Below are 13,531 nucleotides of genomic sequence, written 5' to 3' on the forward strand. Positions count from 1 at the left end.
GACCGACGTCTCCAGAGGAGACGTCGGTCGGAAGGCCGCAAGGAGCTATCCAAGGAGCCACTGCCGGAGGGAAGGATTCGCGCGGTCAAAATGTCGAATCCACAGCAGCTCACCGCACCACTATCGGGCGTGTGACTTTTTCAATAAAGTGACAGCTTGACGAAACTCCATTGCGAAAAAGGCAATAATGGATATTTTCCAAGGCATGCGCATCTTCGTCCGGGTGGTGGATCTGGGCAGTCTCACGGCTGCCGCCCACACCCTCGCCCTGTCCACCGCCCAGGTGTCGCGCCTGCTGGCGGAACTGGAAAGCCACCTGCAGACCCGTCTGTTGCACCGCACCACCCGGCGGCTCGCACTGACCGAGGCGGGCGAGCGCTATCTCGAACGCTGCCGGCGCATCCTGCAGGATGTCGGCGAGGCCGAAGCCGAAGCCAGCGGTGCCCATCTCAAGCCCCATGGCCATCTGCGCCTGCATTCCATGACCGGCCTGGGCACCCAGCTGCTGGCACCACTGGTGTCGCGCTTCTGCGCCCGCTATCCCCACGTCGAGATCGTCATGACGCTCTCGCAGAACCACCCGGCGCTGCTGGAGGATGGGCATGACATCGCCATCACCCTGGACACCGAGCTGGCCGATTCGGATTTCGTCGCCCAGCGTCTCGGTGGCGTCTATAGCGTGGTCTGCGCGGCGCCCAGCTACCTGGCGCAGCGTCCGGCGCCCAAGGTACCGGCCGATCTCGCCGAGCACGACTGCCTGCGGCTGCTGGATCCCAACTTCTCCGAGCGTTGGGTCTTCGCTGGTCCCGAAGGCGAGCTGCAGGTGGCGCCGCGCTACGTCTTCCAGGTCAACGTCGCCGAGGCCCTGGCCAGCGTGGCGCGGCAGGGCATGGGCATCTGCCTGCTACCCAGTTACATCGCGGTCAACTACCTGCGCGATGGCAGTCTGGTACGGCTACTGCCCAACTTCCGCCTACGCGAGCGCACCATCCATGCGCTCTATCCCTCGCGGCGCTTTCTCGACGCCAAGATCAAGACCTGGATCGACTTCCTCAAGGAAGAACTTCCCGAGCGCCTGCAGGTAGAAAATCTGGTGCTGGAAGACCAACGCTACTGGGCTAAGGACTAAGCCATGGCTTGTTGCAGGTTTTGTAATAGTGAATTAGTTAGCATGCTATTTATTAGGCTGCATTCATTACCTAGAATGGTCCCGTACCCCGATGAACACGACCTTTTTAGGAGTTCGCCATGAAACGTTCTCTGTCCGCCCTGTTGCTGACCCTTGCCACTCTGACTGCCGCCCAATTCGCTGCTGCCGACGACAATCCCAGCCTGAGATACAAGCTGGTTGATCAGAATCATGCCGCCATGCAGCACTACGGGGATCAGGCTGCTCCCGCCGCCAACCTGCGTCGCTGAGCCACTCAGTTTTCGAAAGACCACCCCTCTTTGCTCCTTTGGTCTTTCTCCGCCGCACCCTTTGGGTGCGGCTTTTTTGTATCTGCGGCACACTGAGCTTCTGACCTTGTCGAGGTGCTCATGACCGCCACCCCCGCTCAACGACTCGCCCACCTGCGCGCCTTCCTGGCCGAGCAGGGCGCCGATGCCTGCCTGATCCCCAGCGCCGATCCCCACCTGTCCGAGTACCTGCCCGAACACTGGCAGGGGCGGGCCTGGCTATCTGGTTTCACCGGCTCCGCTGGGCTGCTGCTGGTGACCCGCCAGGCCGCCGGCGTCTGGACCGACAGTCGCTACTGGGAGCAGGCCACCCAGGAGCTGGCGGGCAGCGGCATCGACCTGATGAAGCAGGTCGCCAGCCAGCCCCAGGCCCACCTGCAGTGGCTGGCCGACCAGGTGCCCGAGGGTGGCACGGTGCTGGTGGACGGCCAGGTGCTGTCCCTGGGCTCCGCCGCCGCCCTTCGCCGGGCACTGGAGCCCAAGGGCATCCAGTTGCGTACCGACCTCGATCCCCTGGCGGCGATCTGGAGCGATCGCCCCGCGTTACCGGCCGCGCCGCTCTATGCCCATGCCGCGCCCCATGCGCCCCAGCCGCGCAGCGCCAAGCTCGCCCAGGTGCGCCAGGCGCTGGCGGAGGCAAAGGCCGACTGGCATTTCATCTCTTCGCTGGACGACATCGCCTGGCTGCTCAACCTGCGTGGCGCCGACGTGCCCTACAACCCGGTGTTCCTCGCCCATCTGCTGCTGGGTAGGGACAGCTGCCAGCTGTTCATCGACCCGGCCAAGGTGCCGGCGGAGATCCGCGCGGCCCTGGCAGCGGATGGCGTGGCGCTGGCCGACTACGCCCAGGCCGCCACCGAGCTGGGCCTGCTGCCAGCGGACAGCACCCTGCTGGTGGACCCGGCGCGGGTCACCCTGGGCCTCGCCGAGGCCGCACCGACGAGCGTCAAGCGCCTGGAACAGATCAATCCCTCGACCCTGCTCAAGGCCTGCAAGACCGCTGAGGAAGTGGCCCAGGTACGCACCGCCATGGAGGAGGACGGTGCGGCCCTGTGTGTCTTCTTCGCCCGTTTCGAGGCCGCCCTGGCCCGCGGCGAGCGCCTCACCGAGCTGACCGTGGACGACTGGCTGAGCGAAGCCCGCGCTGCCCGGCCCCACTTCGTCTCCCTGAGCTTCGCCACCATCGCCGGCTTCAACGCTGGTGGCGCCCTGCCGCACTATCGGGCCACCGAAGAAGCCCATGCCGAACTCCAGGGGGACGGCCTGCTGCTGATCGACAGCGGCGGCCAGTACCTGGGCGGCACCACCGACATCACCCGGGTGGTGCCCATCGGCACCCCCAGCGCCGCCCAGAAGCGCGACTTCACCCTGGTGCTCAAGGGCATGCTGGCGCTGTCGCGGGCGCGCTTTCCGGCCGGGGTCGCCGCGCCCATGCTCGACGCCCTGGCGCGCGAGCCGATCTGGGCTGCCGGCATCGATTACGGTCATGGCACCGGCCATGGCGTGGGCTACTTCCTCAATGTGCACGAGGGGCCGCAATCGATTTCCTTCTATGCCACGGTCACCCCGCACCATGTCCTGCGCGAGGGCATGATCACCTCCAACGAACCGGGCATCTATCGTCCCGGCCAGTGGGGCGTGCGGCTGGAGAACCTGCTCCTGTGCACCCGCGCCGAGACCACCGAATTCGGCGACTTCCTGGCCTTCGAGACCCTGACCCTCTGTCCGCTGGATACCCGCTGCCTGGATCTCGCCTTGTTGCGCGCCGACGAGCTGGACTGGCTGGATGGCTATCACGCCGAGGTCCGCCGCCGCGTGCTGCCGCTAGTGGAAGGCGCCGCCCGTGACTGGCTGCTGGCCCGTACCGAACCCGTCGCGAGGACTGCCGCATGAGCAGCAACGCCCAGCAATTCGCCAGTGACAACTATTCCGGCATCTGCCCGGAGGCCTGGGCGGCCATGGCGGCGGCCAACGTCGGTCACGAGACCGCCTATGGCAACGACACCTGGACGGCGCGCGCCGCCGATCGCTTCCGCCAGCTGTTCGAGACCGATTGCGAGGTGTTCTTCGCCTTCAACGGCACCGCGGCCAACTCCCTGGCCCTGGCGGCGCTGTGCCAGAGCTACCACAGCGTGATCTGCTCCGACACCGCCCACGTCGAGACCGACGAATGCGGGGCGCCGGAATTCTTTTCCAACGGCTCCAAGCTGCTGCTGGCGCCGGCCCACCAGGGCAAGCTGACCCCGGGTGCCATCCAGCAGATCGCCACCAAGCGCGCCGACATCCACTTTCCCAAGCCGCGCGCGGTGACCGTCACCCAGGCCACCGAGGTGGGCACCCTCTATGGCCTCAACGAACTGCAGGCCATCAGCGCCACCTGCCGCGACCTCGGCCTGCACCTGCACATGGACGGCTCGCGCTTTTCCAACGCCGTGGCCGGCCTGGGCTGCACCCCGGCCGAGGTGACCTGGAAGGCTGGCGTCGACGTGCTCTGCTTTGGCGGCACCAAGAGCGGCATGGCGGTGGGGGAGGCCATCCTCTTCTTCAACCGCGACCTGGCCGAGGACTTCGAGTACCGCTGCAAGCAGGCCGGCCAGCTGGCTTCGAAGATGAGATTCCTCTCCGCGCCCTGGCTGGGCGTGCTGGAAAACGACACCTGGCTGCGCCACGCCCGCCACGCCAACGCCATGGCCCAGCTGCTGGCCGGGCGAGTGCGCGACGTGCCCGGGGTGGACTTCATGTTCCCGGTGGAAGCCAACTCGGTGTTCCTGCAGCTGTCCGAGCCGGCGCTGGAATTCCTGCGCGGTCGTGGCTGGCGCTTCTACACCTTCATCGGCAGCGGGGGTGCGCGTTTCATGTGCTCCTGGGACACCGAAGAGGCTCGCGTGCTGGAGCTGGCCGCGGATATTCGCCTGGCGATGGGGGGTTAGGTTGTACCGCCATGGCGAGGCGGCCGCTGCTAACGCGTACTCGATTCTGTAGGAGCGGCCCATAGCCGCGATCAAACCTGGCATAGGGTGTATCGCGGCCATGGGCCGCTCCTACGGGATTCGCTGCTTTCTCATCCATCGGTACCCATTCCCATACGGAAAACGCTGCGTGGTTTTCCACGCTACGGTGTTCACCAGGGACGCCGCCCGCCCCAACCGTTACCATGGCCGATCTCTTTCCCGTCTCCAGCGATCCATGGCCAAGAAGTCCAGCAAAGCCCTCACTGCCGCGGTCAATCCTGGCGCCCCCACGCTCATCGACGTGGCCCGGGTCGCCGGGGTGTCGCCAATCACCGTCTCGCGGGCGCTGAATCGACCGGAGATCGTCAGCGAGGCGGCGCGGGAGAAGGTGCTGGCAGCCGTGCGGGTCACCGGCTACGTACCCAATCTGCTGGCCGGTGGCCTGGCCTCCAATCGCAGTCGCCTGGTGGCGCTGTTCGTGCCGACCATCGTCCACTCCATCTTCGCCGAGACCGTTCAGGCGTTGATGGCGCGGTTGTCCCAGGCGGGCTACCAGACCCTGCTGGGCCTGACCGGCTACAGCGCCGAACAGGAGGAGCAACTCTTGGCCGCGGTGCTGGGGCGCAAACCCGATGGCATCGTGCTCACCGGTACCCTGCACACCGCGGCCAGTCGCCAGCGCCTGGCCCAGGCCGGCATCCCGGTGGTGGAGTCCTGGGACCTGGGCGAAGACCCGCTGGACATGCAGGTGGGCTTCTCCCATGAAGCGGTGGGCCGGGCCCAGGCCGAGCACCTGCACGCCCGCGGTTATCGGCGCTTCGCCGTGGTCTCGGTGGACGACCCCCGCGCCTTGCGCCGCTGCCGCAGTCTGGTCGCCCGGCTGGCCGAGTTGGGCTTGGCGGAACCGCCGCTGGAAATCCTGCCGGCGCCAGCCCTGGTGGAATCCGGGCGGGCGGGGTTGCGCCAGTTGCTGGCCCGCGACGAGGGCTTCGACGTGGTGGTCTGCAGCTCCGACACCGTCGCCCAGGGAGTGATGGCGGAAGCCGCGAGTCGCGGGCTGCGCCTGCCCGAGGATCTGGCGGTGCTCGGCTTCGGCAATCTCTCCAGCGCTGCCCAGATGCACCCGGCGCTGTCGTCGGTGAGCGTCGAAGGCGATCGCATGGGCACCCTGGCGGCAGAGGCGCTGCTGCAACGGTTCAACCAGGGCGAGCGGGCCCGGGACGCGGTGCGCATCGACACCGGCTTCCACATCATCGACCGCGCCACGACCTGACCACCGGCGTCGAAGTCGTTAGACGTCATACTTGTATGGTTGCGCAATCATAGCTTAGTCTTGGACAAACGCCGGGGCTGAGTCAGGTTGTCGCATCAAGGCATGATTGCGCAATCATCCAGCATTCCGCGCCTTCAATAAAAACAATCACGCAAGAGGGATCCCCATGGATGCCACAAGACCCACCCGGGTGCGTTACCTGATCCTGTTGATGCTGTTCGTGGTGACCACCATCAACTATGCCGATCGCGCCACCATCGCCATCGCCGGCTCCAGCCTGCAGAAAGACCTCGGCATCAGCGCCGTCACCCTCGGCTATATCTTCTCCGCCTTCGGCTGGGCCTATGTGGCCGGGCAGATTCCCGGCGGCTGGCTGCTGGATCGCTTCGGTTCGAAGAAGGTCTATGCCGGCAGCATCTTCTTCTGGTCGTTGTTCACCCTACTGCAGGGCCTGGTCGGCGGCCTGCCGGTGGCCTGGGCGGTGACCACCCTGTTCATGCTGAGATTCCTGGTCGGCTTGGCCGAGGCGCCGTCCTTCCCGGGCAATGCACGCATCGTCGCCGCCTGGTTCCCTACCGCCGAACGCGGCACCGCCTCGGCGATCTTCAACTCGGCGCAGTATTTCGCCACCGCGCTGTTCGCGCCGATCATGGGCGGCATCGTCTTCCACTTCGGCTGGGAGCACGTCTTCGTCATCATGGGCGCCCTGGGCATCCTCTTCTCCGGGGTCTGGCTGAAGTACATCCACAATCCCAAGGAGCATCCGCGCATCAATGCTGCGGAGCTGGCGCACATCCGCGACAACGGTGGTCTGGTGGACATGGACAACGGCGCCCGCCAGCAGGGCGGCGGTCCCAAGTGGCACTACATCACCCAACTGCTGACCAACCGCATGATGCTGGGCGTCTACCTCGGCCAGTACTGCATCAATGCCATCACCTATTTCTTCCTGACCTGGTTCCCGGTGTACCTGGTGCAGGAGCGCGGCATGACCATCCTCAAGGCCGGCTTCATCGCCTCGCTGCCGGCGATCTGCGGCTTCATCGGCGGGGTGCTCGGCGGGGTGATCTCCGACTACCTGCTGCGCCGCGGTCACTCCCTGACCTTCGCTCGCAAGCTGCCCATCGTCTGCGGCCTGCTGCTCTCCACCAGCATGATCTTCTGCAACTACGTCGATGCCGACTGGATGGTGGTGGGCTTCATGACCCTGGCCTTCTTCGGCAAGGGCATCGGTGCCCTGGGCTGGGCGGTGGTGGCCGACACCTCGCCCAAGCAGATCGCCGGGCTGTCCGGCGGCCTGTTCAACACCTTCGGCAACCTGGCCTCCATCACCACCCCCATCGTCATCGGCTACATCATCGCCGCCACCGGTTCCTTCAAGTGGGCGCTGGTCTACGTCGGCGCCAATGCCCTGGTGGCGGTGTTCAGCTACCTGTTCATCGTCGGTCGCATCCAGCGCGTCGAGCTGCGTACCGCCGACGGCGAGATCCTGGGCGCGACCCAGCCTGACCCGGTCCGGGCCTGAGCCCCGGCAGAGGATAAGAAAATGCACCTGATCGATCACCGTGATTCGCCGCGCTACATCAAGCTCCACCCCCAGGACAACGTCGGGGTGGTGGTCAACGAACCCGGCGTGGCCGCCGGCACTGCCTTCGCCGATGGCCTGACCACCGTCGAGGCCATTCCCCAGAGCCACAAGGTCTCCCTGGTGGACCTCAAGCAAGGCGCCGAGGTGGTGCGCTATGGCGAGGTCATCGGCTACGCCCTGCAGGACATCCCGGCCGGCAGCTGGATCACCGAAGCCCTGCTGCGCATGCCGGAGCCGCCCGCCTTGGACAACCTGCCCAAGGCTACCGCGCCCGGCCAGATCGGCGAACCCCTGGAGGGCTACACCTTCGAGGGTTTCCGCAATCCGGACGGCAGCGTCGGTACCCGCAACATCCTGGCGGTGACCACCACCGTGCAGTGCGTGGTGGGGGTGCTGGATCACTGCGTGGAGCGGGTGCGCAAGGAGATCCTGCCGCGCTATCCCCATGTCGACGACGTGGTGCCGCTGTCCCACAGCTATGGCTGCGGCGTGGCCATCAATGCCCCGGATGCGGTGATCCCGATCCGCACCCTGCACAACATCAGCCGCAATCCCAACTTCGGCGGCCAGGCGCTGGTCATCGGCCTGGGTTGCGAGAAGCTGCAGGCCAGCCAGCTGATGCCGGGCGACGACCTCACCGCTGGGCAGAACGAAGAGGACTGGCTGTTTCGCCTGCAGGATTCGGCCAACGGCTTCGCCGGCATGGTCGAGCAGATCATGGGCTTGATCGAGGCGCGTCTGGAGGTGCTCGACCAGCGCCGCCGCGAGACGGTACCGGCCGCCGAACTGGTGGTGGGCATGCAGTGCGGCGGCAGCGATGCCTTCTCCGGCATCACCGCCAATCCGGCCCTGGGCGTGGCCGCCGATCTGCTGGTGCGCGCGGGCGCCACGGTGATGTTCTCCGAGAACACCGAGGTGCGCGACGGCATCCACCTGCTGACCCCGCGCGCCGCCACCCCCGAGGTGGCCGATGCGCTGATCCGCGAGATGGACTGGTACGACCGCTATCTGGAGCGGGGCATGGCCGATCGCAGTGCCAATACCACCCCTGGTAACAAGAAAGGCGGCCTGAACAACATCGTCGAAAAGGCCATGGGGTCGATCGCCAAGTCGGGTACCAGCCCCATCGCCGGGGTCATCGCGCCCGGTGAGAAGATCCGCGGCAAGGGCCTGTATTTCGCCGCCACCCCGGCCAGCGACTTCATCTGCGGCACCCTGCAATTGGCAGCCGGCATGAATCTGCACATCTTCACCACCGGTCGCGGCACCCCCTATGGGCTGTCTATGGTGCCGGTGATCAAGGTCTCGACCCGCACCCAGCTGGCCGAGCGCTGGCCCGACTTGATCGACATCGATGCCGGGCGGGTGGTGAGCGGGCGGTTGTCGCTGGAGGAGATGGGCTGGGAGATCTTCCAGTGCTATCTGGACGTGGCCAGCGGTCGCCGCCAGACCTGGGCGGAGCGCCATCGCCTGCACAACGACCTGGCGCTGTTCAATCCCGCTCCGGTGACCTGAGCCACAGGGCAATAAAAAAGGGCCGATCCCTAATGGGATCGGCCCTTTTTCGTGGCGCCGGGAAACTAGCGCTGGGCGGTGGCCGGCGTCAGTTGCAGGTTCGGCAGCAGATAGTGACCGACGATGAACAGTGAGCCTTTGTCGCTCAGGTGGCCATCGTCGATCTGCAGCAGGGTACGGCCATCCGCGGCCCTTACCCGGCAGGCATCCTCGACACAGAGGTGTTGCACCAGGGAGATGTACTCCAGCCCCGCCGGGAGCTTGGCCTGGCGCATGGCCTGGTCGGTGGCGAGGACATGGCGATCCAGGGCGGAGTCGGCGATGTGGTCATCGGTGGAGCCCCAATGGCGGATGGCGATGACGCTGGGCAGCGACGGACTCCACTGGGGAACGGGGCCAAGCAGCACGATGCGCTTGACGCCATAGCTGTGCAGGCGCTCGGTGATGGCCTTCCAGTCGGTCTTTTCATGATCGGCCTTCTGCGCCATGACCACCACGTCCGGGCGCAGGCGCTGGATGGCTTCCAGGGCGGTGCGATTGGAGTAGTTGCAGGTCACCCGTGTCTCGGTCTGCCGACCCAGGTCGTCGGTGAGGCGCGGCTTGCAGCTCGCCGAGGCCACCTGATAGTAGGGCAGGCCGGCCGGCAGCAGGCTGCGCAAGCCAAAGGACAGCGCCTGGGCATGGGAGTCGCCCCAGACGAAGAGGCCGCCCTTGCCCTGGGCATGGGTGCAGCTGGGATCGATGGCGTCCTGATGACGCTGGGTAAAGGCCGAATAGGCGTCGCACTTGAGCCAGTAGAGATCGTGGAGATTCTTCTGGCGATCCAGGTACTCCTGGACGAATTGCGCGCGATCCGACTGGCTGATGCTGCGCAGTGGGGTGATGGCGCCGTCGGTGGCATTCACCGCGCCCGCACTGAGGAACAGGGTGGCGAGCAGGCCGGTGCCGGCGGCCAGGGCTGCACCGCTCTGGCCCTTCCGGCGCGAGGCCCGGGTTTCCACCAGGGTATAGGAGGCCCAGCCCAGGGCGAAGGAGGCGGCGATGCCCAGCAGCAGGTGCGGCGTCTGGTCGAGCAGGCCGGCATAGCTCATGAACACCACCACCGGCCAGTGCCAGAGGTAGAGCGAATAGGAGAGGGTGCCGGTCCATTGAGAGAAGCGGTTGCCGGTGACCAGCGAATCCTGGCGTGCGGCCAGGATGATGGCGGCGGTGCCGAGCACCGGGATCAGCGCCAAGTAGCCTGGCCAGACATCGCCTTCGGCGAGCGTCAGGAAACCCACCGCCAGGGCGATCAGCCCCGCGCCTTCCAGCAGCCGGCGCGAGCGAGCGGCGAGCTGCAGCGGGAAGAGATAGGCGGCGCCACCTACCATCAGCTCCCAGGCGCGGGTCGGCAGCAGATAGAAAGCCGCTTCCGGCCAAAGCAGCGAGGCGGTGACGGCGAAGGCGAAGCCGACCGCCGTGGCGAGCAGGATCAGCACCCGCAGGGTCTTGAGCGATACCACCTTGGACAGCAGCACCAGCACCAGCGGATAGATCAGGTAGAACTGCCATTCCACCGACAGCGACCAGGTGTGCAGCAGCCATTTTTCATGGGCGGCTGCGGTGAAGTAGCCGGCTTCCTTCCAGTAGACCAGGTTGGAGACGAAGCCCAGGCTGCTCGCCACGTGCTTGCCCAGTTCGCCATAGGCGTTGGGCAGCAGGAAGAACCAGCCGGCGATCAGCAGTACGGCGCAGAGCACCGCCAGCGCCGGCACGATGCGGCGGACGCGGGACAGATAGAAGGCGGACAGGCGGAAGCGCTGCTGTTCGAGGGCGCGAAAGATGATCCCGGTGATCAGGAAGCCGGAGATGACGAAGAAGACGTCGACCCCGGCGAAACCGCCCGGTAGCCAGTCGGCATTGAAATGGAAGAGGACGACGGCGATCACGGCGATCGCGCGCAGCCCATTGATGTCTTTCCTGAAGTCCATGAGCGGCATCCGGGCGGCAAGGGGAAGGCGGGAGAGGGGCGTCGGGCTAGGCGTGGGGGGCCAGGGTTTCCGGTGCCGGGCGGACCAGGTGCAGGCCGGGATCGGTCTTGGGCTTGAGCAGCAGATAGCCCAGGGTGATACCGATGAAGAGGTTGGCCACGCCGATCTCGAAGAGGTCGGTGGTCCAGCCGATCAGGCAGAGGCAGAAGGCGATGGCCAGCAGGGTGTGGCTTTCGCGATCGCGGCTCAGGTGCAGGCGGATGAACAGCGGCAGTTGCAGGCAGTAGAGGGCGATGCCGACCACGCCGAACACGCACCAGAGATAGACCACGCTGCTGTCGCAGTTGACCATCAGGTCCATGCCCGGCACGGGAAAGGCGGCCATGGTGCTGCCGAACATGCCGAAGCCGGCGCCGGTCAGGGTCCAGCCGGGCTCGCTCATGACCTCCACGACGTTGGGCCAGGTGTTGACCAGACGGTCGTAGAAGGAGGCCAGGCCGCTGTCGCTGGTGACCACGTGGGGATCGAAGTCGCGGATCAGGCTGAGGATCGGCAGCAGCAGGCCACCGACCACGCCGAGCAGCAGCAGCAGGTAGGTGGACCACTGGAAGCGACGGCCCAGCATCAGCACCAGGGTGAAGGCGAAGGCGGCGGCGGGGGCCTTGCTGGTGGTCAGCAGGATGCCGAAGAGACCGGTCAGGGCCATCAGCAGCCAGAGCGTGTAGGAGCGCGCGAAGTAGGAGAGATAGAGGCAGTAGACGGCGATCAGGGCGGCCAGCACGTTGGACACGCGGGCGAAGCCGGCGATCCGGTCGGCCTCGCCCGCCATCCAGTTGGTGTTGCCGGCGATGTCGTTGCCACCCAGGGTGTAGCTGTAGCCCTTCCAGGGGACCGAGGTGTACTTGTCCAGCAGGATGCCGATGAGCGAGGCGATCAGCAGGCCCAGGACCACCCGGCCGAGCAGGCGCCGCTGTTCCAGCAACTCACGGCCGCAGAGCAGGCCGAACAGCAGCGGGCTGTAGACGAACAGCGAGAAGAAGACGTTGTTGATACTGGCGCCGTGCAGCAGGGCCAGGGCCGCATAGGCCGGGATGCTGAGCAGGGCCACCCAGAGGATGCGCGGCAGCTTGGCGGTGGCCAGTTGCAGGGCGAAGAGCGCCAGGCAGGCGATCTTGGGGAGGTAGATCAGCGCCGAGGCGCCGGCCATGTCGAGGTAATAGCGCAGGGCGCCGGAAAAGGTCTCGACGAACAGCAGCGAGATGGCGGTCCAGACCGCGAGGGTCGAGTAGCGCCAGGACAAAGCCTGCTGGAACGCCGATTGCGGGGGGGCGACTACGGCCGACATGATCATCATCCCTGTGTTGATGCCGAAACAGCCGGCCATGGGTGGCCCGCTGCGCTGACGTGAAAAGCGCGAAAGGGGTAACCAGCAGAGGGTTCGCCACCTTGGCGTGGTCCCTGGGCTGGATGAGGTCTGCCAGCGAAAGGCAGGCACGCTACCGCCCATGGCGGTCAGAAACGGCCACGGACGACAGGTAAAGAAAGCAAGACGCGGGGGATGATAGCGGAGGGCTTCCGGCGCCTGTCAAACGACGACAGACCGACCGGAAATCCTCAACGCGGATATCAGAAGCAGGCCACAAAAAGCCCGTTAATTAACCATCCGCCAGGTCAGGGGATAGCGGTAGTCGCGGCCCTGGTTGGCCTTGATACCAGCGATCACCGTCAGCACGAAGGCCACGCAGGCCACCAGCAGCATCAGCGGAAAGCCGATCAGCACCCACACCAGCAGCCAGCAGATCATGTGCAGCAGGGTGACGGTGAGCTGGAAGTTCAGCGCCTCCTTGCCCTGGCGGTCGATGAAGGGATCGTCCTCGCGCTTGAACTGCCAGACCACCAGCGGACCTATGACGTTACCGATGAAGGGCACCACGAAGCCCAGGAAGGCGGCGTAGTGGCAGAGCATGGCCCAGCGCCGGGCTTCGGCACTGGGGGCGGGGACGAGATCGTGCATGGCTTGACCCTTTTCGTTACTCGCCGCGCAGGGCGGCTTGCTGGAGCTCGAACAGGTCGCGCAGACCACCCTGGGCCAGTTCGAGCATGGCGTTGAGTTCGGCCGGCTGGAAGGGCGCGCCCTCGGCGGTGCCCTGGACTTCGATGAAACCGCCGGCATCGGTCATGATCACGTTGAGATCGGTCTCGGCGGCGGAGTCTTCCAGGTAGTCCAGGTCGAGCACCGGGGTGCCCTGGTAGATGCCCACGGAGATGGCGGCCACCATCTGCTTGAGCGGATTGCCCTTGAGGTTGCCGCGGCGCTTGAGCGCGCCCAGGGCATCGACCAGGGCCACGCAGGCACCGGTCACCGAGGCGGTGCGGGTGCCGCCATCGGCCTGGATCACGTCGCAGTCGATGTAGATGGTGTTCTCGCCCAGCTTGGACAGGTCGACGGCGGCGCGCAGCGAACGACCGATCAGCCGCTGGATTTCCAGGGTGCGACCACCCTGCTTGCCCTTGGCGGCTTCACGCTGATTCCGCTCGCCGGTAGCGCGGGGCAGCATGCCGTATTCGGCGGTGAGCCAGCCCTGGCCCTTGCCCTTGAGAAAGCGCGGCACCCCGGCCTCGACGCTGGCGGTGCAGATCACCTTGGTATCGCCGAATTCCACCAGAACCGAACCCTCGGCGTGCTTGGTGTACTGACGGGTGATGCGGATGGGGCGCAGCTGATCGGCGGCGCGGCCACTGGGACGCTTCATTGCGGGCTTCCTGTAAGGCATGG

11 protein-coding genes are annotated in these 13,531 nt (G+C 66.1%); 7 read left to right on the plus strand and 4 right to left on the minus strand.

Features of this window, described 5'->3' with window-relative positions; translation table 11 throughout:
- The first annotated feature begins 187 nt into the window (after positions 1–187).
- From C722_RS0104370 to garD, 7 genes are all read left to right on the plus strand, one after another.
- Entirely contained in the window at positions 188–1,129 is a 942-nt protein-coding gene (locus C722_RS0104370; protein WP_026083654.1) for a LysR family transcriptional regulator, read from the plus strand.
- Positions 1,130–1,248: 119 nt separating this feature from the next.
- Positions 1,249–1,419, plus strand: a complete 171-nt coding sequence (locus C722_RS26400) for a hypothetical protein (RefSeq protein WP_017639335.1) — start codon at positions 1,249–1,251, stop codon at positions 1,417–1,419.
- A gap of 120 nt (positions 1,420–1,539) precedes the next feature.
- Positions 1,540–3,351, plus strand: a complete 1,812-nt coding sequence (locus C722_RS0104380) for an aminopeptidase P family protein (protein ID WP_017639336.1) — start codon at positions 1,540–1,542, stop codon at positions 3,349–3,351.
- Positions 3,348–4,388, plus strand: a complete 1,041-nt coding sequence (locus C722_RS0104385) for a low specificity L-threonine aldolase (protein WP_017639337.1) — start codon at positions 3,348–3,350, stop codon at positions 4,386–4,388. Before C722_RS0104380 ends, C722_RS0104385 begins: the two co-directional genes overlap by 4 nt.
- A 256-nt stretch (positions 4,389–4,644) precedes the next feature.
- Complete coding sequence (locus C722_RS0104390; RefSeq protein WP_017639338.1) at positions 4,645–5,682, plus strand: LacI family DNA-binding transcriptional regulator; 1,038 nt, start codon at positions 4,645–4,647, stop codon at positions 5,680–5,682.
- Positions 5,683–5,848: 166 nt separating this feature from the next.
- Positions 5,849–7,207, plus strand: coding sequence for an MFS transporter (locus C722_RS0104395; protein WP_017639339.1), 1,359 nt, complete (start codon positions 5,849–5,851; stop codon positions 7,205–7,207).
- A 21-nt stretch (positions 7,208–7,228) separates the two neighbouring features.
- On the plus strand, positions 7,229–8,785 hold the full coding sequence (garD, locus tag C722_RS0104400; RefSeq protein WP_017639340.1) for a galactarate dehydratase: 1,557 nt from the start codon (positions 7,229–7,231) through the stop codon (positions 8,783–8,785).
- Positions 8,786–8,850: 65 nt separating this feature from the next.
- Here garD and C722_RS0104405 read toward each other — a convergent pair whose 3' ends face one another.
- The 4 genes from C722_RS0104405 to rph form a co-directional block, all read right to left on the minus strand.
- Positions 8,851–10,755 carry an acyltransferase family protein gene (locus tag C722_RS0104405; protein ID WP_017639341.1) on the minus strand — a complete coding sequence of 635 codons (1,905 nt, stop codon included), beginning with the start codon at positions 10,753–10,755 and terminating at the stop codon, positions 8,851–8,853.
- A gap of 46 nt (positions 10,756–10,801) precedes the next feature.
- Positions 10,802–12,100, minus strand: a complete 1,299-nt coding sequence (locus tag C722_RS0104410) for a membrane protein (protein ID WP_017639342.1) — start codon at positions 12,098–12,100, stop codon at positions 10,802–10,804.
- A 306-nt stretch (positions 12,101–12,406) separates the two neighbouring features.
- On the minus strand, positions 12,407–12,769 hold the full coding sequence (locus tag C722_RS0104415) for a DUF4870 domain-containing protein (protein WP_017639343.1): 363 nt from the start codon (positions 12,767–12,769) through the stop codon (positions 12,407–12,409).
- A 16-nt stretch (positions 12,770–12,785) separates the two neighbouring features.
- Positions 12,786–13,508: a ribonuclease PH gene (gene rph / locus C722_RS0104420; RefSeq protein ID WP_017639344.1), complete on the minus strand. Its 723-nt coding sequence runs from the start codon at positions 13,506–13,508 to the stop codon at positions 12,786–12,788.
- Positions 13,509–13,531: the final 23 nt, after the last annotated feature.

It is taken from the genome of Pseudomonas sp. 313 (assembly GCF_000316965.1).
In the GTDB taxonomy this organism is placed as follows: Bacteria; Pseudomonadota; Gammaproteobacteria; order Pseudomonadales; family Pseudomonadaceae; genus Chryseomonas; species Chryseomonas benzopyrenica.

Coding starts and splice junctions, on each gene's coding strand:
- C722_RS0104370 (WP_026083654.1), top strand. CDS start 188: ATGGATATTTTCCAAGGCATGCGCATCTTCGTCCGGGTGGTGGATCTG.
- C722_RS26400 (WP_017639335.1), top strand. CDS start 1,249: ATGAAACGTTCTCTGTCCGCCCTGTTGCTGACCCTTGCCACTCTGACT.
- C722_RS0104380 (WP_017639336.1), top strand. CDS start 1,540: ATGACCGCCACCCCCGCTCAACGACTCGCCCACCTGCGCGCCTTCCTG.
- C722_RS0104385 (WP_017639337.1), top strand. CDS start 3,348: ATGAGCAGCAACGCCCAGCAATTCGCCAGTGACAACTATTCCGGCATC.
- C722_RS0104390 (WP_017639338.1), top strand. CDS start 4,645: ATGGCCAAGAAGTCCAGCAAAGCCCTCACTGCCGCGGTCAATCCTGGC.
- C722_RS0104395 (WP_017639339.1), top strand. CDS start 5,849: ATGGATGCCACAAGACCCACCCGGGTGCGTTACCTGATCCTGTTGATG.
- garD (WP_017639340.1), top strand. CDS start 7,229: ATGCACCTGATCGATCACCGTGATTCGCCGCGCTACATCAAGCTCCAC.
- C722_RS0104405 (WP_017639341.1), bottom strand. CDS start 10,755: ATGGACTTCAGGAAAGACATCAATGGGCTGCGCGCGATCGCCGTGATC.
- C722_RS0104410 (WP_017639342.1), bottom strand. CDS start 12,100: ATGTCGGCCGTAGTCGCCCCCCCGCAATCGGCGTTCCAGCAGGCTTTG.
- C722_RS0104415 (WP_017639343.1), bottom strand. CDS start 12,769: ATGCACGATCTCGTCCCCGCCCCCAGTGCCGAAGCCCGGCGCTGGGCC.
- rph (WP_017639344.1), bottom strand. CDS start 13,508: ATGAAGCGTCCCAGTGGCCGCGCCGCCGATCAGCTGCGCCCCATCCGC.